This window comes from Aeromonas sp. R5-4 (genome assembly GCF_040908215.1).
Taxonomy (GTDB): Bacteria; Pseudomonadota; Gammaproteobacteria; order Enterobacterales; family Aeromonadaceae; genus Aeromonas; species Aeromonas veronii.
Map to the genome: position 1 here is coordinate 1 of NZ_JBFODG010000032.1, position 26,802 is coordinate 26,802.

Annotated in this window: 22 protein-coding genes, 1 other RNA gene and 1 pseudogene; 12 read left to right on the top strand and 12 right to left on the bottom strand. The window is 59.0% G+C overall.

What is annotated here, in order from left to right; genetic code table 11:
• The 3 genes and pseudogenes from AB5Y83_RS16435 to AB5Y83_RS16445 all read left to right on the top strand — a co-directional run.
• Positions 1-337: pseudogene (locus AB5Y83_RS16435) on the top strand (deoxyribose-phosphate aldolase); the annotation flags it as partial.
• 109 nt (positions 338-446) lie between these two features.
• Positions 447-1,769, top strand: a complete 1,323-nt coding sequence (gene deoA / locus AB5Y83_RS16440) for a thymidine phosphorylase (RefSeq protein ID WP_110303840.1) — start codon at positions 447-449, stop codon at positions 1,767-1,769.
• A 194-nt stretch (positions 1,770-1,963) separates the two neighbouring features.
• Positions 1,964-3,157 carry an MBL fold metallo-hydrolase gene (locus AB5Y83_RS16445; protein WP_368175539.1) on the top strand — a complete coding sequence of 398 codons (1,194 nt, stop codon included), beginning with the start codon at positions 1,964-1,966 and terminating at the stop codon, positions 3,155-3,157.
• Positions 3,158-3,430: 273 nt separating this feature from the next.
• On the opposite strand, the gene AB5Y83_RS16450 is transcribed toward AB5Y83_RS16445, so the two are convergent.
• The 9 genes from AB5Y83_RS16450 to AB5Y83_RS16490 form a co-directional block, all read right to left on the bottom strand.
• The gene (locus AB5Y83_RS16450) at positions 3,431-4,027 is read right to left on the bottom strand and encodes a GPR1/FUN34/YaaH family transporter (RefSeq protein ID WP_005336948.1); all 597 of its coding nucleotides are present in this window, start codon (positions 4,025-4,027) and stop codon (positions 3,431-3,433) included.
• A gap of 224 nt (positions 4,028-4,251) precedes the next feature.
• Positions 4,252-7,254: a DUF748 domain-containing protein gene (locus AB5Y83_RS16455; protein WP_368175540.1), complete on the bottom strand. Its 3,003-nt coding sequence runs from the start codon at positions 7,252-7,254 to the stop codon at positions 4,252-4,254.
• Between the two features lie 52 nt (positions 7,255-7,306).
• Positions 7,307-8,068, bottom strand: a complete 762-nt coding sequence (locus tag AB5Y83_RS16460) for an ABC transporter substrate-binding protein (RefSeq protein WP_042052847.1) — start codon at positions 8,066-8,068, stop codon at positions 7,307-7,309.
• Positions 8,069-8,104: 36 nt separating this feature from the next.
• Positions 8,105-8,515 (bottom strand): MerR family DNA-binding transcriptional regulator, encoded by a 411-nt coding sequence (locus AB5Y83_RS16465; RefSeq protein WP_368175541.1) that lies wholly within the window; start codon positions 8,513-8,515, stop codon positions 8,105-8,107.
• Positions 8,516-8,517: 2 nt separating this feature from the next.
• The gene (locus AB5Y83_RS16470; RefSeq protein WP_113739405.1) at positions 8,518-9,486 is read right to left on the bottom strand and encodes a hydroxymethylglutaryl-CoA lyase; all 969 of its coding nucleotides are present in this window, start codon (positions 9,484-9,486) and stop codon (positions 8,518-8,520) included.
• A complete protein-coding gene (locus AB5Y83_RS16475; protein WP_368175542.1) occupies positions 9,483-11,453 on the bottom strand; it encodes a biotin carboxylase N-terminal domain-containing protein in 1,971 nt (656 codons plus the stop codon). Before AB5Y83_RS16475 ends, AB5Y83_RS16470 begins: the two co-directional genes overlap by 4 nt.
• On the bottom strand, positions 11,450-12,304 hold the full coding sequence (locus AB5Y83_RS16480) for an enoyl-CoA hydratase-related protein (protein WP_368175543.1): 855 nt from the start codon (positions 12,302-12,304) through the stop codon (positions 11,450-11,452). The genes AB5Y83_RS16475 and AB5Y83_RS16480 overlap by 4 nt, the downstream gene beginning before the upstream one ends.
• An 11-nt stretch (positions 12,305-12,315) precedes the next feature.
• Positions 12,316-13,917, bottom strand: coding sequence for a carboxyl transferase domain-containing protein (locus AB5Y83_RS16485; RefSeq protein WP_368175544.1), 1,602 nt, complete (start codon positions 13,915-13,917; stop codon positions 12,316-12,318).
• Complete coding sequence (locus tag AB5Y83_RS16490) at positions 13,914-15,056, bottom strand: isovaleryl-CoA dehydrogenase (protein ID WP_139407787.1); 1,143 nt, start codon at positions 15,054-15,056, stop codon at positions 13,914-13,916. The genes AB5Y83_RS16485 and AB5Y83_RS16490 overlap by 4 nt, the downstream gene beginning before the upstream one ends.
• Before the next feature lie 306 nt (positions 15,057-15,362).
• On the opposite strand from AB5Y83_RS16490, the gene AB5Y83_RS16495 reads away from it, so the two are divergent.
• The 9 genes from AB5Y83_RS16495 to AB5Y83_RS16535 all read left to right on the top strand — a co-directional run bounded on the left by AB5Y83_RS16495 (position 15,363) and on the right by AB5Y83_RS16535 (position 23,746).
• On the top strand, positions 15,363-16,520 hold the full coding sequence (locus tag AB5Y83_RS16495; RefSeq protein WP_257123107.1) for an acyl-CoA dehydrogenase family protein: 1,158 nt from the start codon (positions 15,363-15,365) through the stop codon (positions 16,518-16,520).
• Positions 16,521-16,660: 140 nt separating this feature from the next.
• Positions 16,661-17,443 (top strand): enoyl-CoA hydratase, encoded by a 783-nt coding sequence (locus tag AB5Y83_RS16500; RefSeq protein ID WP_005336930.1) that lies wholly within the window; start codon positions 16,661-16,663, stop codon positions 17,441-17,443.
• 18 nt (positions 17,444-17,461) lie between these two features.
• Entirely contained in the window at positions 17,462-18,574 is a 1,113-nt protein-coding gene (locus AB5Y83_RS16505) for an enoyl-CoA hydratase/isomerase family protein (protein ID WP_368175545.1), read from the top strand.
• 51 nt (positions 18,575-18,625) lie between these two features.
• Complete coding sequence (mmsB, locus tag AB5Y83_RS16510; protein WP_368175546.1) at positions 18,626-19,528, top strand: 3-hydroxyisobutyrate dehydrogenase; 903 nt, start codon at positions 18,626-18,628, stop codon at positions 19,526-19,528.
• 52 nt (positions 19,529-19,580) lie between these two features.
• Positions 19,581-20,360 carry an SDR family NAD(P)-dependent oxidoreductase gene (locus AB5Y83_RS16515; protein WP_368175547.1) on the top strand — a complete coding sequence of 260 codons (780 nt, stop codon included), beginning with the start codon at positions 19,581-19,583 and terminating at the stop codon, positions 20,358-20,360.
• 358 nt (positions 20,361-20,718) lie between these two features.
• Positions 20,719-22,155 carry an arginine-ornithine antiporter gene (gene arcD, locus AB5Y83_RS16520; RefSeq protein WP_005336921.1) on the top strand — a complete coding sequence of 479 codons (1,437 nt, stop codon included), beginning with the start codon at positions 20,719-20,721 and terminating at the stop codon, positions 22,153-22,155.
• A gap of 104 nt (positions 22,156-22,259) precedes the next feature.
• Positions 22,260-23,048 carry a sulfite exporter TauE/SafE family protein gene (locus AB5Y83_RS16525; RefSeq protein ID WP_139429629.1) on the top strand — a complete coding sequence of 263 codons (789 nt, stop codon included), beginning with the start codon at positions 22,260-22,262 and terminating at the stop codon, positions 23,046-23,048.
• A 102-nt stretch (positions 23,049-23,150) separates the two neighbouring features.
• Positions 23,151-23,247, top strand: an RNA gene (gene ffs / locus AB5Y83_RS16530) — signal recognition particle sRNA small type.
• A gap of 97 nt (positions 23,248-23,344) precedes the next feature.
• Positions 23,345-23,746, top strand: coding sequence for a hypothetical protein (locus AB5Y83_RS16535; protein WP_368175548.1), 402 nt, complete (start codon positions 23,345-23,347; stop codon positions 23,744-23,746).
• Between the two features lie 13 nt (positions 23,747-23,759).
• On the opposite strand, the gene AB5Y83_RS16540 is transcribed toward AB5Y83_RS16535, so the two are convergent.
• The 3 genes from AB5Y83_RS16540 to AB5Y83_RS16550 form a co-directional block, all read right to left on the bottom strand.
• Positions 23,760-24,884 (bottom strand): MFS transporter, encoded by a 1,125-nt coding sequence (locus AB5Y83_RS16540; protein ID WP_368175549.1) that lies wholly within the window; start codon positions 24,882-24,884, stop codon positions 23,760-23,762.
• Between the two features lie 96 nt (positions 24,885-24,980).
• Complete coding sequence (locus tag AB5Y83_RS16545) at positions 24,981-25,430, bottom strand: cyclophilin-like fold protein (RefSeq protein ID WP_236284576.1); 450 nt, start codon at positions 25,428-25,430, stop codon at positions 24,981-24,983.
• An 82-nt stretch (positions 25,431-25,512) separates the two neighbouring features.
• Positions 25,513-26,649, bottom strand: coding sequence for an alpha/beta hydrolase (locus AB5Y83_RS16550; protein ID WP_043819738.1), 1,137 nt, complete (start codon positions 26,647-26,649; stop codon positions 25,513-25,515).
• Between the last annotated feature and the right edge of the window lie 153 nt (positions 26,650-26,802).

The window sequence follows — 26,802 nt, forward strand, 5'->3', positions numbered from 1 at the left end:
AGAGGCGCTGATCCGTCGCGCTTCCGAAATCTGTATCGATGCCGGTGCCGACTTCATCAAGACCTCCACCGGCAAGGTGCCGGTCAATGCGACCCCAGAAGCGGCACGCATCATGATGGAAGTGATCAAGGCCAAGAATCCGAAAGTCGGCTTCAAGCCAGCTGGTGGCGTGAAAGACGCAGCCGTTGCCGGTCAGTACCTGGCCATGGCCGAAGAGATCCTCGGCAACGACTGGGTGTCCGCCCGTACCTTCCGCTTTGGTGCATCCAGCCTGCTGGCCAGTCTGCTGGCCACTCTGGGGCATGGCGACAAGCCGGCCAACACCAGCGGTTACTAATAGGTTGATGAGAGGGCGGACTGCAGTCCGCCCTGTTAGCCCCCACCATGCGGTGTGCGGGCAAGGATTCAGGCTTGTGTAACGCCAGCAATGGCGGAGGGAATGAAAGATGTTTTTGCCTCAAGAAATTATTCGCAAGAAGCGCAACGGTGAAGCGCTCAGTACCCAAGAAATTCAATTCTTCGTTCAGGGCATTACCAATAACACCATCGGTGAGGGGCAGATTGCCGCGCTGGCGATGGCGGTCTACTTCAAAGACATGACCATGGATGAGCGGGTTGCCCTGACCTGCGCCATGCGCGACTCCGGCATGGTGCTAACCTGGGATCACCTCAATCTGGGTGGCCCGATTGTCGACAAACACTCCACCGGCGGTGTGGGTGATGTGGTCTCTCTGATGCTTGGCCCAATGGTCGCTGCCTGTGGCGGTTTCGTGCCGATGATCTCCGGTCGTGGTCTGGGCCATACCGGCGGTACCCTCGACAAGCTGGATGCCATTCCCGGCTACCAGACCTCGGTCGACAACGATCGTTTCCTGAAAGTGGTGAAAGAGGCGGGGGTCGCCATCATCGGTCAGACCGGCGATCTCGCCCCGGCTGACAAGCGTATCTATGCAGTACGGGACATCACTGCCACCGTCGAATCCATCGCCATGATCACCGGCTCCATCCTCTCCAAGAAGCTCGCCTCCGGGCTCGAAGCGCTGGTGATGGATGTGAAAGTGGGCTCCGGCGCCTTTATGCCAACCTTCGAAGCCTCCGAAGAGCTGGCCAAGAGCATTGTGGCCGTGGCCAACGGTGCCGGTTGCCGCACCTCTGCGCTCTTGACCGACATGAACCAGGTGCTGGCCTCCAGCGCCGGTAACGCGGTGGAAGTACGTGAAGCGGTGCGCTACCTGACCGGTGAATACCGCAACCCGCGCATCCACGAAGTGACCATGGCGCTGTGCGCCGAGATGCTTATCTCTGCAGGCTTGGCCAGCGACGAGCGCGATGCCCGTGCCAAGCTGCAGGCGGTGCTGGATAACGGCAAGGCGGCCGAGATCTTCGGTCGCATGGTGACAGGTCTCGGTGGCCCGGCCGATTTTATGGAGCGTTACGACGCTTACCTGCCCAAAGCCGCCATCGTGCGCCCGGTCTTCGCGGCCAACAGCGGTTTCGTGACCGCCATGGATACCCGCGAGCTGGGTCTGGCCGTGGTCGCCATGGGCGGTGGTCGCCGCGCTGCCGGTGACAAACTTGATTATGCGGTCGGTCTGACCGACTTTATCCGCCTGGGTCAAAGCGTCGATGCTGACAAGCCGATCGCGATGATCCACGCTCAGACTGAAGATCAATTTATTTTGATTGATCGAATGGTTAAAAACTCAATATTGATAGGTCCACAAAAACCGGAAGATAGAAACAGTGTAATATCTGTAATTCGAAGTTAAGTTTATTTATCATCACTCTCACATTTTTAATGTAGCTACCTGTAGTCAGGGATTAACCATGTTAATTCCTGAGTCAATTTTTACAAATGGTCTTGAGTCTATTCTATCTTCCATGAATAGTTTAATTTAATCCTGTTGATGCAATCTGCTGTTATATTAAAAGTTTCAACTTGCTTTTATTTAGAGGTGCTTTTGTGAAAGTTATTTTAGCATTGCTATCCATGATATTCATTGTCGTCTTGTCGATATATACATCCGTCTATATTGTTATCGGCGACACTGATGCTCCAAAAGATAACCTGAAAGTCATTAACTCAGAACATTGGAATGGAAAGGGATTTGAGAACATTGATGAGATGAAGGAGGATGATAGCTCATCGATAGAACGCTTGTATCACCTTCTATTTAATAATAAGGAGGTTAGAACTCCTGAGGAGCCTATTGATTATGGTATTCGCAATGGCAAAGATTTGGTTGCGTTACCATCGTCAGGTTTGAGAGTTACATGGTTTGGGCATTCAAATGTATTATTGGAGTTCAAAAAGAGTCGAGTCCTTATTGACCCGACATGGTCTGAACGAGCATCTCCATTTAAGGTTCTGGGGCCAAAAAGATTTTATTCTCCTTCCATGAGGCTAGATGCGCTACCTCCAGTTGATCTTATCGTTATATCGCATGATCACTATGACCATCTAGACTATGAGGTAGCGAACTACTTTAGAAGTAAAAAAACAAAATGGGTTGTTCCATTAGGAATCAAGAGCATTCTCATGAAATGGGGGGTGCCAGAAGCTCAAGTGATTGAATTTGATTGGTGGGAAGAAAAAGTCATTGATGGGGTGTTTATTGCTTCAACACCGGCACGCCATTACTCTGGCCGTTTATCAAGATCTAATCACACCTTGTGGTCGAGTTGGGTCATAAAGGATAGTAATAATTCAATCTTTTATAGTGGTGACACGGGGATGCATCGGGAGTTTAACACTATTGGTGAAAAGTATGGCCCATTTGATCTAACATTAATGGAGGCTGGCTCATATAGTGCCATGTGGCATGATACACACCTAGGACCAGAGCAAGCCGTTATAGCTCATAAAATATTGCGAGGGAAATATTTATTACCTGTTCATTGGGCTGCTTACAATATGGCTCCACATGGGTGGTCAGAACCCATAGAGCGAGTGATAAATGCTGCTAATAAATTGAATGTGAAGATTTTAACTCCACAACCGGGGACAACAATCGACAAGGCAGATTTTGATAAACATGGCTTTGTATGGCCTATCAAAAAAAATGAAAATAAAGAATATGAACCTGTTTGGTCGAGCAAGGTGAATGACCTTTTGATGGCAGATAAAAAAGTATTGAACCGGGATGCTTTAAAATAACTTGATAGTATTAGGTGGATCAGTTCCTAAAAAAGGCAGTGGCTATACGCCCTCATACTAAAAAACACACTGCATCCCTTGTGGTGGCCCGTGAGAGCCTTATTTAGTTGATGGATATATCCACAAATGGGTGTGTCAGGAGTGCCGAATAGCTAGAGACGGATATCCGGATGTAGGGCTGAAAAGGGAGATGTGTGTGCAGGAGCGTCAGCTTTGCGAAATAGCAAAAAGGCACCCGAGGGTGCCTTTTTCACAATCTGAGTGGCTTGCCTATCAGGCAGCGGCTTTCAGCTGTACTGCGGCGGCTTTCTTGTGATCGCCGATTGGCATCACGGTGCGGCCGAACTGCTCGTTAATAACGGTGGCCATGGCCAGGTAGATGGCGCTGGCGCCACAGATGATGCCTTCGAAACCGGCGATGGTGCCGATCAGGGTGCTGCCGGTGAAGTCACGGGCGGCCAGCAGGAAGAACAGCACGGTCAGGGAGGCGAACACGAACTGCTTGGCGCGCGGGTAGTTGATGGTACCAACCAGCATGAACAGGGTGAACATGCCCCACATCAGCAGATACCAACCCATGTAGGCGTGCGGAGTGGCTTCGGCCAGACCCATGGTCGGCATGATCAGCAGGAACACCAGGCTCAGCCAGAACAGGCCGTAGGAGGTGAACGCGGTCACACCGAAGGTGTTGCCACGCTTGTACTCCATGATGCCAGCGATGATCTGGGCGATGCCGCCGTAGCACAGGCCCATGGCCAGGATCATGGCGCTGATGGGGAAGAAACCTGCGTTATGGATGTTCAGCAGGATGGTGGTCATACCGAAACCCATCAGACCCAGAGGGGCAGGGTTGGCCAATTTTTCGCTCACGTGGCGTTCTCCAAAAATAGAGGTGGGGGTTAACAAAAGACGCGCGATTTTAGGCAGGCTGTGGCGCGCCCGCAAGGGGGCAAGGGGGATAAATCGTAAAAAAACTACGTGATTATTTGCATCAGAGGCCAAATGCTCACCAAGACAGGCTGTTTGGTGAGCAAAAGGTGTCAAAATAGTTGAGGGGTTGTATTTTTATTACGCATTTGCGCAGTGCGGCGGCCTTACTGATCCAGTGTCAGGATCACTTTGGCTTCCTTGTCCTCTTCCTTGACCTGGCTGTCGAGCACGAACAGCCGCTCCGGGGCGATCCCCTGGCTGTCGACCAGAAACTCCTTGGTATTTTGCGCCCGGCGCATGGCGAGATTGCGCAGGGATTTGGCGGTGATGAGCTGCTGATCCCGCAGCAGGATCACCGCCTGGGCCCGCAGTGCCGCGCTCTCTTCATCCAGATGGAGGCGGTCCGCCAGATCATCCAGATCTTCGCCAAAGCGCTCTTCATAGGCCTGGGCCAGCGCCTCTTGCAGGGCTGAGTCCTGTTCCAGCAGGTCGAGATCCGCCTGATTGCCGGTGAGCTTGGCCAGTACCCGCTCCAGCTTTTGCCGTTGCAGGATGGGGCGCTCCTCGTTGAAGTTGACCTTGCCGCGAATGTTCATGCTGAGCTTGGGTCTATCCTTGAGGGCCTGCGCCAGCTTGACCAGTTTCTCCTGCTGGGTGGGAGTGAGATCGGGATCCCCCGGCAGGAAGGGAAGTTCGTCGAGATCTTCGGTGCCATCGGCCAGCGAGGCGAGCAGGGAGAAGGGGGAGGTGATCGCCTTGCTCAGGGTGTTGCCCAGCACATCCCAGAAGATATTGCCGATGCTGAAGTCCGGTTGATCGAGATCGCCCTTCACCTTGAGGTTCATCTGTATCACCCCGTTGGCATCGCTTAGCAGGGCGATGGCCAGCCCCAGCGGCAGATCCTTGGCCTGATCGCTCTTGATCTTCTCGCCCAGTTGCAGCTTCTTGATGGTGATGTCGTTATCCCCCTCCAGCCGATTGCCCTCCAGCTTGTAGTGCAGCTTCATGGAGAGCTGCCCCTTGTCGATGGCATAACCGGCATAGGTGCCCGAATAGGGGGTGAAGGTGGTGAGCTCCAGATTGTGGAAAGCGACCGCGATGTCGAGGATCGGGTTGGCCACCAGCAGGTTGGTACCGCCGCGAATGGTCACTGGCGCATAGCGATCCACCTTGCCGTTGAAGGCGAGATCGGAGCGTTGCCCCGGAATATTGCTGATATGGCGACTTTGGCCGCCCAGCGAGGCGATATCGGCCACAAAATCTTGTCTCAGGCTGCGATCGGCAAAGCGCAGGTTGCCCTGCTCGGTGCGCAGCTGGTCGATGGTGAAACGAAAGTCGGGAGCCTTGCTGCCTGCCTTTGCTTCAGTACTTTTTGCTGCCGCTGGTTGCGGCAACAGCAGCTGTTGCAGGTTGGTGGTGCCATCTTCGTTGATCTCGATGCGGGCGAAGGGCTTGTTCAGAGCAATGTCCTTGATCCGCATCTGCTGGCTGATGCCGTCGTACGTCAGACCGGTGAGAGCCAGGGTGTTGAACTCCAGCAGTCGCTGATTGTCTGCCCGATCGACTACTTTGAGCCCGTTGATATCGAGCCCCCCTTGCAGGGTCAGCTTGCTGAGATCTCCCTGGGCGGTGGTGGCGAGATCAAGGCGGGTCTTGCTGCTCAGCAGCCCGTTTTGCACCTTGATGCGTACCAGATCGGCCAGATAGGGCTGTGCCAGCGTCAGGGGTAGCCCCTGCTGGTTGATGTCGCCGCTTAAGGTGAAAGGAGTCAGGGTCAGTTGGCCATCAAAGGCGAGGGGGCTGCTCTGGTTGAAGTGGGTGGCCAGATTCAGTTTGCTCGGTTGCTCCCCCTTGCTGCCCAGTGGCCCCAGCGCCAGCTTGAGGCCGGAGAGCTGGCGTGCCAGCGGTTTGCCGCTGCTCGATTCGGTGAGGGTGAGATCGCCCTTGTCGATAACGATCTGCTTGAGCTGCCACTGCCAGGGTTTGTCTGGCGCATGTTTCTTGCCGTTACCGGCTGTCTTTGCTTGTTGTGCCGACTTGGGCGCCGCATTGTTGGCCACCTCGTTTGCGGCGTGGGCCCCTTTGACGGGCTTGGCGGGGGCCTGTTCAATCAGCAAGTCAGCCAGATCCAGCTCCAGCTGTGGGTTGAGGGTGGCCTTGAGCAGGGGTTGTTGCAGAGTGACCTTGCCGATCTGGAGCGACTGTTTCTGGCCATCGACAGCCAGCTCGCTCAGGGCCAGCTGGCCGAAGCGGGCAAATTCGTCGCCCTGGTGTTTTTTAAGCTGCCAGTTGTCCAGCGTCAGCTTGCCTTTGGACAATTGCCACAGTACCCCTTGCTTGCCCTCTTTAAGCAGGTACTCCACCTCTGCATTGGCGTGGCCCTTGGCCAGATCCAGCTTGAGATAGGGTGCCCAGAGCGGTGCGAAGGGTTTCAGGTCGACCTGTTTGAGGCTCCCCTTACCCTGACCCATGCCGCTCATCACATCGAGTTTGCCGTGAGCGGCGAGGCTGCTTTTGCCGTTGATGGCGGCGCTCAGCTGATAGGCGGTCGGATGGTTTGCCTCGGTACGCAGGTTATCGAGCTTGAGGGTCACCTTCTCCAGATTGAGAGGCGGCAACCAGCCGGGTTCGCTCTCCTTGCGTTGATCCTGATAGCGCACATTCCCGTCAGTGACATTGACACTTGCAATATCGACCAGCAGCGGGGCGCTGGCTGTTTCGGGCTCGGGGGAGGGTGCAGGGGCGAGCAGGGTCGCCAGCGCATCGGTCAGATTGAGTCGAACATCCCCTTTTTTGTCTGTCAGACGTTGCAGCAGCACCACGGGTTTGGTCAGGGTGACGGCGGAAAGCACGACCCCTTTCTGCTGCCAGCTGGCTTGCAGGTTTGGGGTGATAAAGAGCTGCTCAAAACGGATGATAGGCTGCTGTTTGGCATCGAGCAGGGCAGTCGCGCCGAGGGTGAGAGAAGGGTTGCGCAGCCCTACGTCAATCTCCCCCAGCGTCAGTTGCAGGCCGTAGTGCTCGGCCAGCCAGCCGGGCAGATAGCGCTGGACCAGACGGGGGGTTTGCCACAGCAGCAGAGTGATCAGGATAAGAAACAGCAGGAAAGCGTAGGCAAGGTAGCGCAGCAAGCGGAGCTTGGGGGACGCGGGCTCGGTGGTGTTCATTTGGTGCACTCCCATTTGGTTCCCGCCATGGTACAGAAAAGCTGGATAGTAATCATGGGGTTGCGTGCTGTTGTACGCCGTACTTTGTCCAAAGGCGATCCAGTTCACCCTTTTTTTGCAGCGCTGCCAGCCACTGTTCCAGCTGGGCAGGGGTAATGGGAGCCTCAGGGTGAAGGATGGCTCGGTGTTGATACTGTTGATCCCATTTTTGCGAGATCAGCAGCTGGTCGGCGGTGTCGGGGTGGGAAAGCAGATATTGGTTAAGGTAGGAAACGTTGAGAATGGCTACCTCACCACGCCCTTTGAGTAGCGCTTGCAGGGCGCTGATGTTGTCTTTGACCAGGGTGATATTGAGCTTGCGCTGCAGGTAGAGGGGATCAGCATTGAACTGGCCGATGCCGTAGTGGTAGCCGGTCACCCCGATGAGATGATGCCGAGAGGGGTCATCGAAAAAGCGCTGATCCCGGCCCGTTTTGTTCAGGGCCACATAGACCTCGCCACCACCGAGGAAGGGGGCTGTCATCTTGAATTTATCGGTGTCCCAGCCCCATTTGGTGTCTTCAAACAGCATCAGCGAGAAACGGCCCAGATCGAGCGCCTTGTAACGGTTGGCGGCCGAGGTGGGAACAAACACGAATCTTACCTCTTGCTGGATCTCGTTTAGCTTGGCGATGAGGTCCAGCGTCAGCCCTTCATAGCGGGAATCTGAGAGTTTGACCACAAAGGGGGCATAGGGGTATCCGCCAACCTTGATGAGGGGATGGCTCCAGCCAGAGAGGCTGAACAAGAGCAAAAACCAGCACCAATATCTCATGGGATCCCCAGGGCAATAGCTTGCTCCCAGATTCGGTTAATCTGTGCCAGTTTTCAAGCTGTTAAGGGAATTAACACAGCGCTGTTCGGCGGCTTCCAGCTCGGCCATCACCATCTGGATATCCTCCAGCTGCTGGCGCAGCACGCCGCGTTTTGCCTCGATCAGCTGGATCATGGAGTGAAGCTGGGTTTTGCTCGATTTGTCGGTGTCGTACATATCGAACAGCTCGCGGATCTCGGCCAGGCTAAACCCCAGCCGTTTGCCGCGCAGGGTCAATTTGAGCCGGATCTTGTCTCGATGGCTGTAGATGCGGGTTTGCCCCTCCCGTAGCGGGGTGAGCAGCCCCTCATCCTCGTAGTAGCGGATGGTGCGCGGCGTGACATCGAACTCGTGGGCCAGCTCCGAAATGCTGTAGGTGATCTCCTTGCCGGGCAGGGAACGGGACATGATCATGACTCCTGTTGCTGGGCGTGTGGCTGGCAGAGGCGGGCACGCAGCCGTTCGGCATTGGCGTGCAAGGCCTGACCGACCCGCGAGCCGTTGGCGCGGCCGAGCTGCTCGCTCACCCACTGGCCGGTGGCCGCCAGTTTGTCGAGATCCACCCCGGTTGTCATGCCAAGGCCGTGCAGCAGGTAGACCACCTCTTCTGACGCCACATTGCCGGAGGCGCCCGGCGCATAGGGGCAGCCGCCAAGCCCCGCCACCGAGCAGTCGATGGTGCGAATGCCGCGCTCCAGCGCGGGTAGCAGGTTGGCCAAGCCCTGACCGTAGGTGTCATGAAAATGGACCGCGAGTCGCCCCGCCGGGATCTCGTGCAGCACCGCATCCAGCATGGGGGCCACGGTGCCCGGAGTGCCGACACCGATGGTGTCCCCCAGCGAAATTTCGTGGCAGCCGAGATCCAGCAACTGTTCGGCCATGGCGGCGACCCGTTTCGGGCGGGTCGGGCCATCGAACGGGCAGGCGATGACGGTGGAGAGGTAGCCGCGCACCTTGATGCCGAGGCGGCGCGCCTCCTGTACCAAGGGGGCGAAGCGCACCAGCGACTCCTCCACGCTGATGCCGATATTGGCGCGGGTAAAACCGTCGGAGCAGGCGGTGAAGAGACCAATCTCATCGGCTCGGGCGGCAATGGCTGCCTGCAAGCCTTGCAGATTGGGCACCAGGGCACCGTAACGGGTTGAGCCCTTGCGCGGCAGTGCCTCGAACAGCGCTGCGGAGTCCGCCATCTGCGGCACTTTTTTGGCAGAGACAAAGGCTCCCACCTCGATGCGTTGCAGGCCGCTGTCGGTAAGGCGCTGGATCAGCTCCAGCCGCTGTACCAGGGAGAGGGGCGCAGCTTCATTTTGCAGGCCATCTCGCGGCCCCATCTCCACCAGACTGACCCTGTCGTCACGGACGTCCTGTGATCGGTTCATGGGTGATCCTCCTGTATGGCTATCTCTTCGGCAAAGCGTACCAGTACGGCCCCCTGGTTTACCTGCTCGCCCTGTTTGCACTGCAGGGCTTCAATTACCCCGTCCCGCTCTGCACGCAACTGGTGTTCCACCTTCATCGCCTCCAGCACCAGCAGGGGTTGCCCCTTGCTGACCGTTTGGCCAGGTTCGATCATCACGGCTACCACTATGCCGTGCATGGGAGCGATGGCGCCCTGCGCCTTCTCATTTGTCTGATCATGATGGTGGCTGTGCTGCCGATCATCGGCTGCGAAACGGATGCGCTGGCCCCCCAGGGTCATGATGAAGGCTGCCTCCGAGCCTGCGACCGTCTGAATGGGGATCTGTTGCCAGCCGCCACCCTGTTGTAGTCGGATATGGTCGTCACCTCTTTGGTGGCAACGGGTCTCTCCTTGCCACTCAAACTGGCCGCCATGATCGTGAAGGGTCAATACCCGGTGCTCATCACCGATGCGCACCGCCGCTGTCCAGCAGCGAACCGGCCCTAGCCGAAATCCGCAGGCTTGCTGCCAGGGGGAGGTGCCCGCAGGGCGGCTCGCCAGCCAGAGGGTTGCCAGCGGCCAGGCGAGCTCAGGAATGGGCTGTGCTGTGGTGGGAATGGGCCACTGGGTATGGTGGCCCATGGCCAGGACGTCGGACTCTTCACACAGGCGCAGCAGCAACGGGCCGTTGTGCACCAGCGGCCCGAGATCCAGTGCCGCCAGCGCATCTGCCAGTTTGGCGAACGCTTCGGCGCGGTTCTGGCCGTGGGCGATCAGCTTGGCGATCATGGGATCGTAATAGGAGCTCACCTCATCGCCAGCGGTAACGCCGGTGTCGATGCGCACGCCAACGGGCCAGTGGAGCCAATGGATAGGCCCGCTGGCGGGCAGAAAACCGGCCGCCACATCCTCGGCGTAGAGGCGCGCCTCCACTGCATGGCCGCGCAGCACCACTTCCTCTTGGGTGAGTGGTAGCGGCTTGCCTTCTGCCACGGCCAGTTGCCAGGCCACCAGATCCTGCCCGGTCACCGCTTCGGTGACCGGATGCTCTACCTGCAGCCGGGTGTTCATCTCCATAAAGAAGAACTCATCCTTGCAGAGCAGAAATTCGATGGTGCCAGCCCCCTGATAGTGGATGGCTTTGGCTGCGGCCACGGCTGCCTCCCCCATGGCGCGGCGCAGATCCGGAGGTATGTCGGGGGCGGGCGCCTCTTCGATCACCTTCTGATGGCGTCGCTGCAAGGAGCAGTCCCTGTCCCCCAGATAGATGGCGTTGCCTAGGCTATCGGCAAAGACCTGCACCTCCACGTGGCGAGCCCGTGGCAGATAGCGCTCCAGCAGCACCAGATCGTCACCAAAGGCAGCCTTGGCTTCCCGTTTGACTGCCGCCAGCGACTCGTCAAAGTCGGCCAACTGATCGACCCGGCGCATCCCCTTGCCACCGCCGCCACTGGCGGCCTTAATAAGCAGCGGGAAGCCAATCTGGCTCGCCTGATCGCGCAAGAAGTCCGGCCGCTGATCTGTACCGTGATAGCCGGGCAGCACCGGCACACCGGCAGCCTGCATCAGCGCCTTGGCCCCCGATTTGTCGCCCATGGCGAGAATGGCGGCGCCGCTTGGGCCAATAAAGCGCAGGCCGCGCTGTTCGCAGGCGGTGGCAAAGTCGCTGTTTTCCGACAGAAAGCCGTAACCGGGATGGATTGCATCGGCGCGCGCCTCTTTGGCAATCTTAAGCACCTTGCCGGTGTCGAGATAACTCTCTCTGGCCGGTGCGGGCCCCAAATGCCAGGCCTCATCGGCCAGACGGGTGTGCATGGCGTGGGCGTCGGCATCGGAGTAGATCGCGATGGTGTGAATGCCGAGGCGTTTCGCCGTGTTGATGATGCGCACGGCAATCTCGCCGCGATTGGCAATCAGCAGGCGCTTAATTTGAGTGTGATGGGTCATGTCTCATCCTTGAAACGGGGACGCCAGGCGGGAGGACGTTTGTCGAAGAAGGCTTGCATCCCCTCCTGGGCTTCGAGCCCCACCCGAACCCGGGCGATGGTCTCGACGGTTTTCTCTTCGTGCAGGCGGGAAGGATGGGTCTCTATCGCCGCCAGCAGCCGTTTGGTCTCTTTCATCGCTTCCGGCCCGTTGCGGCACAGACGAAGGGCCTGCGCCCGTCCCTCCGCCAGTAGTTGATCCGGCTTGCAGAGTTGATGGGCCACATTGAGCCGACAGGCGGTGATGGCATCGAACGGCTCGGCACTGAGCATGTAGCGGCGCGCCTGACGCATCCCCATAGTGCGTACCACGTAGGGGCTGATCACCGCAGGCACCAGACCCAGGCTCACCTCTGAGAGGCAGAAGCGGGCATCATCGCTGGCCAGCACAATATCGCAGGCACAGATCAGCCCCAGCGCCCCGCCATAGGCAGCCCCTTGTACCAGTGCCACCGTAGGGAAGGGGAGCTCGTCGAGGGTCTGCATCAGCCGCGCCAATACCCGGGCGTCTTCGCGATTGTGCTCAAAATCGGCGTGAGCCAGATTGCGCATCCAGTTGAGATCGGCGCCCGCGCAAAAGTGTTTGCCTTCGGCACGTAGCAGCAGGGCGTGAGGGCGTTCGGCGAGATCATGACCATGGAGATGGGCCAGATCATCGAGGCAGTCGAGCAGCCCCAGCATCAGGTCGGCATCAAAGGCGTTGTGGCGGGCCGGGCGCGACAGCACCAGCTCGGCCAGCGGGCCGTGCCGCTCCAGCCGAAACGGGTTCTGTGTTGAAGAGCCAAGCGCTGAGGAAGTAAGTGGATCTGACATAGGTTTGCTCCTTACATCCGGAAGATGCCGTACTGCTCGGTTTCAATGCGGGCACCCTGACAGGCGGCGAGCGCCAGCGCCAGCACGGTGCGGCTCTGGGCCGGGTCAATGACGCCATCATCCCAGAGGCGGGCGCTGGCGTAGTAGGGGTGACCCTGGCGCTCATACTGCTCGATCACCGGGTCACGGATGGCTGCCGCCTCCTGCTCACTCAAATCTTTGCCCTCGGTAGCCAGCTTGTCCCGACGCACCTGCACCAGCACCCCGGCAGCTTGCTCGCCCCCCATGACAGAGATGCGGCTGTTGGGCCAGCTAAAGAGAAAATCGGGTTCATAGGCGCGGCCACACATGCCGTAGTTGCCAGCGCCAAAGCTGCCGCCGACGATCAGGGTGATCTTGGGCACCCGGCTGCAGGCCACCGCTGTGACCAGCTTGGCGCCGTGCTTGGCGATCCCCTCTTTTTCTGCGCTACTCCCCACCATAAAACCGGTGATGTTCTGCAAAAAGAGCAGCGGGATGGCACGCCGGTTACAGAGTTGGATAAAGTGGGCCCCCTTCTGGGCGCTGTCGCTGTGCAGCACGCCGTTGTTGGCTAGGATCCCCACTTCCATGCCGCAAATACGAGCAAAGCCGGTCACCAGAGTGGTGCCGAACAGCGCCTTGAATTCGTCAAAGTCAGAACCATCCACCAGTCGTGCAATCAGTTCGCGGGCATCGTAAGGGCGTTTGAGGCTGGTGCCCACCAGACCGTAGAGCTCCTCTATGGGGTAGCAGGGGGGCTCGTAGCCGGGGCTGCTCTCTATCGGCTCGTTACCCAGATGAGTAACCAGCGTGCGGGCGATGGCCAGCGCATGGGCATCGTCACGGGCCATATGATCAGCAACGCCGGAGTGGGCACAGTGCACTTCGGCGCCGCCCAGGGCCTCGGCGCTGATCTCCTCGCCGGTGGCGGCCTTTACCAGCGGCGGACCCGCCAGAAAGATGGTGGCTTGCTCCCTGACCATGATGGATTCATCAGCCATGGCGGGCACGTAGGCGCCGCCAGCGGTGCAGAGCCCCATCACCACCGCCAGCTGCGGGATATTCTGGGCCGACATGCGGGCCTGGTTGTAGAAGATGCGACCAAAGTGATCCCGGTCGGGGAACACCTCATCCTGCATCGGCAGAAAGGCGCCGCCGGAATCCACCAGATAGAGGCAGGGGAGGCGCAGCCGCTCGGCGATGGCCTGGGCGCGCAGGTGCTTTTTCACCGTGAGCGGGTAGTAGGTGCCGCCCTTCACAGTGGCGTCATTCACCACCAGCATGCAGAGCCGGCCTGAAACCCGGCCGATGCCGGTGATGATGCCGGCGGCGGGCACCGGCTCGTCATAGACCTGCCAGCCAGCCAGCGCCGACAGTTCGAGAAACGGGGAGCCCGGGTCCAGCAGCTGATTGATGCGCTCGCGGGGCAGCAGCTTGCCGCGGGCCTGATGGCGGGCGTTGTTGGCCGCGCCGCCTCCTTGGGCGATCTCGGCAATGTGGGCATTAAGATCACCGACCAGCCCCTGCATAGCGGCCCGATTGGCCGTATATTCCGGGCTCGCCGTGTCGAGACGGGAGTGGAGCCTGCTCATGCGTTATCCCCCATCAGCTCGCGGCCGATGAGCCAGCGGCGGATCTCAGAGGTGCCGGCGCCGATCTCGTAGAGTTTGGCGTCCCGCAGTAGGCGGCCAGTGGGGTATTCGTTGATGTAACCGTTGCCGCCGAGCAGCTGGATAGCGTCGAGGGCCATCTGGGTGGCGTTTTCGGCGGCAAACAGGATGGCTGCGGCGCAATCTTTACGGCTGGTGCGACCCTGATCGCAGGCGCTCGCCACCGAGTAGACCAGCGCCCGGCTGCTGGCGAGGCGGGTATACATGTCGGCCAGCTTGCCCTGCACCAGCTGGAACTCGCCGATGGCTTGACCGAACTGCTTGCGCTCACGCACATAGGGCAGCACCACGTCCATGCAGGCCTGCATGATGCCAAGGGGGCCCGCAGCCAGCACCACCCGCTCGTAATCGAGCCCGCTCATCAGCACCTTGACCCCGCCGTGCAGGGTGCCCAGCAGGTTTTCCTGCGGCACCCGGCAGTTGTCGAACACCAGCTCGCAGGTGCTGGAGCCGCGCATCCCCAGCTTGTCGAGCTTCTGGGCGGTAGAAAAACCGGGAGTGCCGGCTTCAACGATAAAGGCAGAAATTCCTTTGGGGCCCGCACTGGTATCTGTCTTGGCATAGATGACGAAGGTGTCGGCATCGGGACCGTTGGTGATCCACATCTTGTTGCCGTTCAGCACGAAGTGATCGCCCTCGCGCTCCGCGGTGAGGCGCATGCTAACCACATCGGACCCGGCGCCCGGCTCGCTCATGGCCAGTGCCCCCACATGCTCGCCACTCACCAGCGGTGGCAGGTAGCGCGCTTTTTGCTCCGCCGTGCCGTGGCGGTGGATCTGATTGATGCAGAGATTGGAGTGGGCGCCGTAGGAGAGGCCGACCGAGGCGCTGGCGCGGCTCACCTGCTCCATCACCAGCACGTGGGCCAGATAGCCGAGATTCACCCCGTCATACTCCTCCGCCACCGTGATGCCGTGCAGCCCCAGTTCACCCATCCGGGGCCAGAGATCACGGGGAAAGGCGTTGCTCTGATCGATCTCGCTGGCGCGCGGGGCGATCACTTTCTGGCAGAAGGCCGCAACCTGTTCGGTCAGGGCATTCAGGGTCTCATCCATCTGCATCCATGCTCTCCTTGCGGATATGACAATCGGGTAGGAAGGTTGGTTTGACCGGCTGACTCGGCGTTACGGCTGGCAGTGGTCGGTCCATTTTTGTACTTCACTTCTGCCACAAGTTTACGTTAGCGTAAACGTAAATCAATTGTTAATCTGTTGTGTGTCGATAAAGCGGTGGTAGTGAAAGAGTCATCAGCTACCACGACAACAGCGCCACAGTGGCAGATCCGACTGACGCAGCGTGTGGGCGCCGCGTCATAAACCACTAACTCAGGAAAATAAGCGCGGGGCAACAAGGGAGCGAACGACAAGATGGATTTTACCCTGACCGATGATCAACAGGCGTATGTGGAGGCGGCCGCCGCCTTTGCCGATGAGGCGCTCAAACCCCATGCCGCGCGCTGGGACAAGGAGCATGAGTTTCCGATCCCGACCATCAAGCAGGCGGCCGGGCTCGGGTTTTGCGGTCTCTATACGCCGGAGCAGTTTGGCGGATTGGGATTACCTCGTCTCGATGCGAGCCTCATCTTCGAGCGTCTCGCCATGGGTTGTACCTCGACCACGGCTTATCTGACCATTCACAACATGGTGAGCTGGATGCTGGGCAGCTGGCTGCCCACCGAGGTTGCCAAGGAGTGGGTGCCCAAACTGGCCAGTGGCGAGCTGCTGGGCTCCTATTGCCTCACCGAGCCGGGGGCGGGCTCCGATGCGGCGGCACTCAAGACCCGAGCCACTCGCGAGGGTGACAGCTACCTCATCGAGGGGACCAAGGTCTTTATCTCGGGAGCAGGCAGCAGCGATGTGCTGGTGGTGATGGCCCGTACCGGTGGTGAAGGTGCGAAGGGGATCTCTGCCTTTATGGTGCCGGCAGATAGCGCGGGTATCGTCTATGGCAAGCCGGAAGAGAAGATGGGCTGGAACAGCCAGCCGACCCGGGAGGTTGTTTTCAACGGGGTTCGCATTCCTGCCTGTTATCGGTTGGGCGAAGAGGGGGAAGGATTCAAGTTCGCCATGGAGGCCCTCGATGGGGGGCGCATCAATATTGCCACCTGTTCGGTGGGCACCGCCCAGCAGGCGCTGGACGATGCGCTGGCTTATGTGCAGCAGCGCCAACAATTTGGTCACCCGATCAGCGAATTCCAGAGCGTGCAGTTTCGCCTGGCCGATATGGCGACCGAGCTGGCTGCCGCCCGTTTGCTGGTACGTCAGGCCGCCGACAAGCTGGATCGCGGGGCACCGGACAAGAGTGCCTGGTGTGCCATGGCCAAACGGTTTGCCACCGATGTGGGTTATCGAATCTGTGATGAGGCTCTGCAACTCTTTGGCGGCTATGGTTATATCCGCGAGTATCCGCTCGAGCGCTATCTGCGCGATACACGGGTACACCGCATTCTGGAGGGCACCAACGAGGTGATGCGACTCATCATCGCGCGCCGCCTGCTGGCCGATCCCGGTTTGTCGCTGGGCTAACCGGGGGTCGCATCAAGGGTGTGTTGCCTGCCACCCGATTTGCACCGTGCCATGCCGGTTTCGGCTTTGTGAGCCAGCCACAGGTTGGTGTCATTCAAGCCTGTCATCATGGCGGTAGCTTCATCGACAAGGACAATGTTATGACAAGGATCAGACTCGAATATCATGGCCACGTGGCCTATATCACCCTCGACCATCCCCCTGCCAACACCTGGACCCTCGCCAGCCTGCAGGCCTTTTTGCAGATGATGGTGGAGCTCGACAGTCGTCCCGATGTGGTGGCGCTGGTGATCCGTGGTGCGGGCGACAAATTTTTCTGCGCCGGTGCCGACCTCAATATGTTTGTCGAGGGGAATGTCGAGCTGGCCCGCGAAGTAGCCGAGGCCTTTGGCAAGGCCTTCGAGGCGCTGGCCCGTTTTCACGGCGTCAGTATCGCCGCCATCAATGGTTATGCCATGGGCGGTGGCCTGGAAGTGGCGCTGGCCTGTGATATCCGTATCGCCGAGCAGCAGGCGTTGCTGGGACTTCCGGAAGCCTCGGTGGGCTTGCTTCCCTGTGCCGGTGGCACCCAACGTCTGACCGAGTTGGTGGGGCCGGGCTGGGCCAAGCGGATGATCCTCTGCGGTGAGAAGGTGAGTGCCTCGCTGGCCTACGAGATGGGTCTGGTGGAGGAGGTGGTGAAAACCGGTCAGGCGTGGGAGGCCGCGCACCAGATGGCCCATCTGGTGGAGCGCCAGAGCCCGAGCGCTCTGCGCGCCTGCAAAACCCTGATCAATCAGGGCCGCAGTGGCCCGCGGGATGCCGCCTTGCCCCTTGAGCGGTCGCTGTTTCTCGATCTCTTTAGCGATGCCAATCAGCGTGAAGGGGTGGCCGCCTTCCTGGAGAAACGCTTACCGCGCTGGCAATATGGCCCAACAGAATAAATCCATACGGAGCCGTTTATGAGTGAGTCGGTCAAGGTTAGCTGTTATCCCACCGAAGATGGCCATCAGATCGGGGTGTTGACCCTCGACAGCCCTGCGTCTCTCAACGCATTGAGCCTGCCGATGATCCAGATCCTGCAACAGACGCTGACCCGTTGGGAGCAGGACCCCGCCATCGTCTGTGTACTGCTGCAGGGGATGGGTGAGAAGGCATTTTGTGCCGGTGGCGATATCCGCTCCTTCTATTACCGCAAACAGGAGGCAAGCGGATCGGAACTGTTCGAATATGCCCGCGACTTTTTCGAGCAGGAGTACCGGCTCGACCACCACATCCACTCTTACCGCAAGCCCCTTATCTGCGTGGCGGACGGTATCTGCATGGGGGGCGGCATTGGCCTGTTTGCCGGAGCCGATTTTCGGGTTGTCACCGAAAGAAGCCTGTTTGCCATGCCGGAGGTGACCATTGGTCTCTACCCCGACGTGGGGGCAAGCTGGTTTTTAAGCCGGATGCCGGGGCGACTCGGGCTCTGGCTCGGTCTGACTGGCGCCCGCTTCAACGGGAGTGATGCCATCGGTCTTGGGCTGGCGGATCACGCCATCGCCAGTGGCGAGCACAGTGCGCTGTTGTCACGCCTCGCCGTACTCGACTGGGCTGCTAGTGGTGATCCCCGTGAGCAGATCGATCAGTTGTTCAGGGGGTTGCACCGTGAGGTGGTGGCCCGCTTGCCAGCGCCAGTGCTGCTACCCCATCAACAGAAAATCGATGCCTTGCTGGCGGGACGCACGTTGCAAGGGGTATTGGCGCGGCTGTTCAGCGCCCATTTCGATGAACAGGAGGCGGTACTCCAGCAGGCGCAGCAGATCTGCCGCACCGGCAGCCCCATCAGCCGCGCCATTTTGTGGCGCCAATATTGGCAGGCTCGCCGCTACTCCCTGGCCGAGGTATTTGCCGAGGAGCTGACCCTCTCGGTCAACTGCGTGCTGAAGGGGGATTTTGTGGAAGGGGTACGGGCACTGCTGATCGACAAGGATAAAGATCCCCGCTGGCAACAGTTGCCACCGGAGGGGGAATGGCTGGACGAGTTCTATCGCTGGCCGCAGGGGCGCAATCCGTTGGCCTGCCAGGAATAACATCTTGGCAACCGGCGGACGCCGCCATCAGCAACGCAAGGAGCAAGCGGGATGACAAGGATAGGGTTTATCGGGCTCGGCAACATGGGCGGGCCCATGGCGGCCAATCTGGCCAGGGCCGGGCACACGGTGCAGGTGTTTGATCTGGTTGATCAAAACATTGAGCGCGCCATCGCCGCTGGCTGTATCGCAGCGGGGGATGCCCGAGAGGCGGTGACCGGCTGCGAGGTGGTGATCAGCATGCTACCTGCGGGGGAGCATGTGCGCGACCTTTGGTTGTCTGAGGGGCAGGATCTGCTGGCAGCCCTGCCGGTTGGTGCACTGGTGATCGACTGCTCCACTATCGATGTCGACTCTGCCCGTCAGGTCGGGGAGGCAGCCCGCGCCCGTGGTTTGCGCTTTATCGATGCCCCTGTATCGGGCGGTGTCGTCGGTGCGGCCGCCGGGACGCTCACCTTTATCGTTGGCGGCGACGCGGCAGATTTCGAGGCGGCGAAACCTCTGCTCGCCTGCATGGGGCAGAACCTGTTTCACGCCGGGACGCTGGGTGCCGGGCAGATCGCCAAGATGTGCAACAACATGCTGCTTGCGATCCATATGGCGGGTACCGCCGAGGCGCTGGCCCTCGGGGTGAAGGAGGGACTGGATCCCGCCGTGCTCTCCACCATCATGGGCAAGAGCTCCGGCAACAACTGGAGTCTGGAGCGCTACAACCCCTGGCCCGGGGTGATGGAGAATGTCCCTGCCGCCCGCAACTATCAGGGGGGCTTTATGACCCGGCTGATGGTGAAAGATTTGGGGCTCGCCATGGCGCTGGCCGAGCATGGCCACAGCGCTGTGCCCATGGGGGCGCTGGCCCGCAACCTGTTCAACCTGCATGCCGCTCAGGGGCAGGGGAGTCGCGATTTCTCGAGCATCGTCGAACTCTATCTGGATAAACATGATCCCGCCTGACGGGCCACCTCTCTTCAAGGCATCTCTCTTCGACCAGCTACAAGGAGCATTGATGGATATCAAAGATAAGGTCATCGTTATTACCGGCGCCGGACGTGGCTTGGGACGGGCCATTGCGCTGGCTCTGGGCGCACAGGGGTCGACGCTGGCGCTGCTCGACATCAATCGCGCCGATCTGGAGGCGACCGCCGCCATGGTTCACTGCCAGAATGGTCAGTGCGATCAAGATAGCCAGTGCGAGCTGTTTGTCTGCAATGTGGCGAGCGAAGCCGAGGTTGAGTCGGTTTTTGCTGGCATCAAGGAGCGTTTTGGCGTGCTGCACGGTCTTATCAACTGCGCCGGCATTTTGCGCGATGGCATGCTGATCAAGGTGAAAGAGGGTGAGCTGGTGGAGAAGATGACGCTGGCCCAGTGGCAGAGCGTGATTGACGTCAACCTCACAGGTACCTTCCTCTGCGGTCGCGAGGGGGCGGCGCTGATGGCGCAAGGGGGGCAGGGGGGCATTATCATCAACATCTCTTCCATCGCCCGCGCTGGCAATATTGGCCAGAGCAACTATGCCGCCAGCAAGGCGGGGGTTGCCTCGCTGGTGGTGACCTGGGCGCGGGAGTTGGCGCGCCATGGCATTCGGGTGATGGGGATTGCCCCCGGGGTGTTTGCCACCGACATGACGGCGGCGATGAAGCCGGAGGCGATGGCGCGGATGCAGCAGGCCATTCCGGTCGGCACCCTTGGCGAGGCGCAACAGCTGGCCGAGACGGTGAGCTTTATTTTTGCCAACGACTATCTGTCGGGACGGATGATAGAACTGGATGGCGGTTTGCGTTTATAGGGATTTACATAATGGGCCCCGGTGTTTCCACCGGGGCTTTTTTATGCAGATTATTTATACAGAGAGTGCCTGAATGGCGATGCATAGGAACCATGCGAGTCAGGTTGTGTTGGCAGAAAAATGAGAAATATCAATGGGTCTTGGTTAATTTGAGCCAGCTCACAGGCCATATGGGTCAGTGCTGTAAAATTGCGCGCGGTCAAGGCGGTGCATGATTGACGGGACGAGGGATTGCGGTCGGAATAGTCATGCAATATAGTTGCCGCCTTTTTCACGGGGTCAGGATTCCCAGCCCCTCCCATATTGCGCGCAGTATGAATACGGACGCTCTGCCGCCGCCTAAATAAACAGGATTGAAATGGACAAGAAACTAGGGCTGGGCGCCCTCATTTCGCTGGTGATCGGCTCCATGGTCGGCGCCGGGGTCTTCAGTCTGCCACAAAACATTGCTGCGCATGCCAGTGCCGGGGCGGTCGCCCTGGGTTGGGCCATCACCGGTCTGGGCATGATCTGTCTCGCACTGGTCTATCAGAACCTCTCCATGCGCCGCCCCGATCTCGATGGCGGTATCTTCAGCTATGCCAAAGCCGGTTTCGGCGATTTCATCGGTTTCAACGCCGCTTGGGGTTACTGGCTCTGCCAACTGCTGGCCAACGTCTCTTACGCCATCGTGGTGTTCAGCGCCCTGAGCTACTTCTTCGATACGCCGGACAACGTCATCTTCGGTGACGGCAATACGCCGGTCGCCATCACGCTGGCCTCCATCCTGATCTGGTCGGTGCATGCGCTGGTGCTGCGCGGGGTGCAGGTTGCTGCGCTGGTGAATATCGTCACCACCATCGCCAAGATGGTGCCGCTCATCGTCTTCTGTGTTGCGATCCTGCTGGCCTTCAACATGGATACCTTCACTCTGGATATCTGGGGCCAGAACAACATGGAGCTGGGCTCCGTGATGGATCAGGTCAAGTCCACCATGAAGGTGACCCTCTGGGTCTTTATCGGGATTGAAGGGGCCGTGGTGGTCTCTGCCCGTGCCCGTCATCGCAAGGATGTGGGTCGTGCTACCGTGTTGGCGCTGCTCGGCGCCCTGACGCTTTACGTGATGGTGACCCTGTTCTCGCTGGGTGTCATGAGCCAGCCGCAACTGGCGGCGCTCAAGAACCCTTCGACCGCCATGATCCTTGAAGCCGTGGTCGGCCCCTGGGGCGCCTGGCTTATCAACATTGGTCTGGTGGTGTCTGTGATGGGTGCTCTGCTCAGCTGGACCGTGCTGGCCGCTGAAGTGCCCTACATCGCGGGCAAGACCGGTGTGTTCCCGGGCTGGTTTGCCAAGGAGAACAAGAACGGCTCGCCGCAGGTGTCCCTCTGGTGCTCTACCTGTCTGGTGCAGATCTTCCTGATCATCATCTACTTCCAGAGCAGCACCTATCTGGCGCTGGTCAACATCGCTACCTCGGCGGCGCTGGTGCCTTACGTCTTTTCGGGCGCTTATGGCCTGAAGCTGGCATTGAAAGGGGAGACCTATCAGGGTCAACCTCATCAGCGCAAGCGTGATCTGCTGCTGGCCCTGGTGGCGACCGTTTACGGCTGCTGGCTGGTCTACGCTGCCGGTGTGGAGTACCTGTTGCTGGTGGCGCTGCTCTACAGCCCGGGCATCTTCATCTACTGGAAGGCGCGTCAGCATCACGGTCTGCGCGGCCTTAACCGATTGGAGCAGGGGATGACGGCGGCCCTGCTCGGCTGTGCCGTACTGGCCTTCTACAAGGTGATGGACGGTACCATTCCACTGCACTAACCGGCACAATGAAGAGATGGCCCTCCCGCCATCTCTTTTTTTTCATGCAGATATCCACTGTTGCCCGGCCGTGTCGGCCAGTTTTGTTTAACACAGGAATTTTTATGCTGTTTATGGGTTACCTCCTGCTGGGCGCCTTTGCCGGTATGCTGGCGGGACTGTTCGGGATCGGCGGCGGTCTTATCATTGTCCCCGTGCTGGTTATGACCTTTCGCGCCCAGGGCATCGACCCTGAAATCATTACCCATCTGGCCCTCGGCACCTCGTTGCCCACCATGATCTTTACCGGATTCAGCTCGCTGCGGGCCCACCGGGAGGCGGGCGCCGTCGATTGGGTGATGATCCGCCGACTCGGCGCCGGCATGCTGATCGGGGGCTGGCTTGGCGGCATGACCGCCAATCTGCTCAGCACCAGCACCCTCAATATCATTATCGGCTGCTTCGCCTGGAGCATGGCGCTACAGATGGGGCTCAACCTTAAACCCAAAGCGGAGCGCCATATGCCGGGGCCGCTCGGCACAGGCATTGCCGGTACCATCATTGGCTGGATGTCAGCCCTGTTTGGTATTGGCGGTGGCTCGCTCACTGTCCCTTATCTGAGCTGGAACTCGGTGCCAATGCGCAATGCGGTAGCGGCCTCTGCAGCCTGCAGCATACCCATCGCGCTGGCGGGGAGCCTCAGCTACCTCTATGCGGGTTGGGATCATGCCGATCTGCCCGAGTGGAGTGTGGGCTACATCTATCTGCCCGCCCTGCTGGGCATTGTGCTGACCAGTACCCAGTTCGCACGCATTGGCGCCAAGCTGGCACACCGCTTGTCACCCACACGCCTCAAGCAGGCCTTTGCCCTGCTGATGCTGCTGGTGGGGGCGAAATTTATGCTGTTTAGCTGATTCATTCAGCAGATTGTTGAAAAATAAGGCAAACGATCTGTTGGAGGGTAGAAAGCCGTTGCATTGAACGCCCAGTTTGCCTATTCTCCTCGCCGGTGGTCCTATTGGTCCTCTCGCATTGATAACTCGTCGACCTGGTCAGGACCGGAAGGTAGCAGCCAAGGCGGGGGACTCGAGTGCCGGGATGTGGCTGGTAGGGCCACCACTTGTTTATGCCATTCAATAAGTTACAGCTAATTTCCCCCTTCAGACCTCTTGGTAATCCACTTTGTGTGGATGAATCAGGAGTCTTCTCTGTGAATCTCTGGCTCTCTCCGCAAGGTATCTGGTACTACCGCAAGGTGACAGTGCTCCCCTGTGGTCGCCGCAAAGAGATCAATAAATTCCTGCATACCCGAGAGAAGCTGACGGCCCGTGCAGCTGTTGCGAAGCTGCTTGCCTGTGTGCATTCCAGACCCAAGCCAGTTGTGCAACCCACAAGCGAGCCAGAGAACCCTCAACCTCAGCCGAATATCAAGCCTGCTGTTCCGGCGGCCAAACCGCTTGCTCCGCTGTTGTCGGTCTTGAGTGACCGCTATCTGAAAGAGAAGGCCCTCTCCTGGGCACCGAAAGAACTCAGCAACCAGAAGAACTACATCGGCTGCTTCATCAAGGCGCTGGGTGAAATTGCACTGTGCGATGGCGAATGGATTTGCTAACGGATGGGTCAACTTACTGGTCAAGCGTGATGGGCCTTAGTCGGCTGCCATTGCCGACCACCATGGAGGCGGCGGTGAGTAACAGGGCACTGCCCATAAAGGTGGCACTGATAGAGAGGGAATCCAGTAACCACCCCCCCACGGCAGCCCCCAACGTGATTGCCAGCTGAATAGCTGCCACCATCAGGCCTCCACCGCTCTCGGGTGAATCTGAGATGCCCTGGGTGATCCAGGCTGACCAGGCGACCGGAATGGCGGAGTTAAGGGCGCCCCAGAGGATCAGCATCAGGGCCACACTCCAGAAGTGATGCTCCACCGCCAGCAGCGCCAGGGTGATAACACCTAGCACCAGTGGCAACCAGCGCAGCATCCGGTAAAGATGACGGCGCAGCAGCATGCTTACCGCTGTGGTGCCGACAAAACCGGCCAGCCCCAAAGCCAGCAGCAGCGCCGAGAGTTGTGGCAGGTCGACCTGGGTGCGTGTCTCCAGGAAGGGGCGAAAATAGGTAAAGGCACTGAAGGCGCCGGCAAAGGTCAGCGTCACGCCCATGATGGCAATGGCGACGTTGGGTCTGCGCATAAGGCGAAATGCGCTGTGCGGGCGTGCTTGGGAGTGCATGGAAGGCAGGCAAAGTACCATCCACAGCAGGTTGATCACTACCAACGGTACTAGCAGCCAGAACACGCCTCGCCAGCCGATCAGTCCACCCAAGTAACTGCCAATGGGGGCCGCAAAGGCGGTCGCGACCGCATTGCCGGTATACAGGATGCCCAACGCTTTGGGGACGGATTGGCTGGAGACCAACCGCATGATGGTGGCGGTTGCCAGCGCCCAAAAACCGCCGATAACGATCCCGAGCAGAGCGCGTGCCACCATCAGCACGGTAAAGTTGGGGCTTAGGGCGATCACGATTAAAGAGGTCAGCATCGCGACGACTAGCCCCATGAGCACATGACGTCGGTCCAGCCTGTGAGATAGAGGTGCGATCAGCAAACTGGTCGGGACGGCAAACAGGCCGGAGATGGCAATAACAAGACCGGCCATGCCATTGCTGGCACCTAGATCGGTGGCGATCGGCGTCAGCAGGCTGACCGGCATAAACTCGGCGGCAATGAGCAGTGCCACACACAGGGACATGGCGGCAACCGCAGACCAGTGTTCGTTGACGACAGCGGGTGTATGTGATGATAACGATGTTACGTTCATGGCATGACCTGAAAGTGAAATATGGGCTTATTCGATTGCTTCGATCGTGATGCTGGCGGCCGAGGTTATGGTCAGGTGGGAGAGACCCGATTCAATGCGCCCTAACTTAATCAATCCGGTCGAATAGCCAAAGTCCCGATAGAAGATCGCCAGATTGCCCCACGGGGCGTAATAGGTGAGATCCCCCACGTTCGGGTCAATGCCTTTTGGGGCGCCCTGTGTGGTCAATTTGCGGGGCAGATAAGCAATCTTCTCGGTGTCGGCGTAATCCTCGAGGGGCAGTGTCAGGGGGAGCATGGCAAAAAAGTCCCGGGCGCTGTGACTATCTTCCAGGGTGGCCGTGATGATCTGGCTGGCTATCGTCATCTTGATGTTCATACTCTCTGCCTTGTTCTGAGCCTTAGCACTTGTAGCGGTTGCTGTGCTGGTCACCCCCAGCAACAGAGCCATCGCGCCAACAAACACTCCTCTGATCATTGAGCTTCTCCCTATGTGACGTGAATGGTGGCGTCGAAACCAGTGAGAAAACGCGGCGAAGAGGCCGCCGCGCTTTCGACGCTTACTTCATGTTGGTCTTGAAGAACTGCTCGAACTTGGCGAACGGGATCTTGCCAGCCTGGTTGTCATACAGGTCGACATGATTGGCGCCAGGCACAACGACCAGCTCTTTTTGCTTGCTGCCAACGGCCTTGAAGGCATCTTCGGCAAAGTAACGGGAGTGAGCCTGCTCACCGGTCACGATCAGGGTGGGAATGGATATTTCGCTTGCATAGCTCAGCAGCGGCATATTCATGAATGACAGCGGCATGGTAGTGGTCCAGGCCCCGTTGGAGTTCACCGAACGGGCATGGAAACCACGCGGTACACGGTAGTAATCGAAGAACTCCTTGAGTACCGGGTGCGGGTTTTCCGGCAGAACCTCTGGCAGGGTGCGGGCGGCAGCGGTGACATTTCCCTTGTCATCGACATAGAGGTCGTGATTGCTATGGGCATAGGTGCCACTTTCCGCGTCTTTCCAGCGTTGTTCATTCAGGTATGCCAGCACGGCGCGGCGATCGGCGGTGGAATATCGATCCTTGCCATCGCCCACCCCATGCCCCATGGCCCGGCTCATGTCATACATCACGCTGGTTGCCACCGCCTTGATGCGGGTGTCGCCAGCGGCGGCATTGAGGGCCATGCCACCCCAGCCGCAAATCCCCAGTAGACCGATACGGTTGCGGTCGACCTCTTTTTGCAGGCCGAGAAAATCGACGGCGGCGCTGAAATCTTCGGTGTTGATGTCTGGCGAGGCCACATCACGCGGCTGGCCGCCACTCTCACCGGTGTAAGAGGGGTCAAACGCCAGCGTGACAAAACCACGCTCAGCCAGGGTCTGGGCATAGAGGCCGCTCGACTGCTCTTTTACGGCACCAAATGGGCCGCTCAGAGCAATGGCCGCCAGCTTGGCGTCTCCCCGGTTTTTCGGCAGATAGAGGTCAGCCACGAGAGTGATGCCGTAACGGTTCTTGAAGGTGACCTTGCGATGATCGACCTTGTCGCTTTGGGTGAAGGTCTTGTCCCATTGGGTGACCATGGAGACAGGTTCAGTGGGGTTGGTTGTTTGGGCATGACTCAATGTAGAGACTCCGGTTAATGCGGCGCCCAGCAGCAGGGTAGACGCGATAGCTGTCAGTTTCTTGGGGAGAACATTCATGGCAAAGTTCCTCGAAATCGGATTTCTGATGCGTGGTCCTGGTGGTGGAGGGCTGGTTCTGTGAACCACGACACACAGTCTAGTTAGAACTAATAGTGATGATTAGAGGCGGTTTTTTGATAACATTAATGCTTAACTGTTCTAAATCAAGAC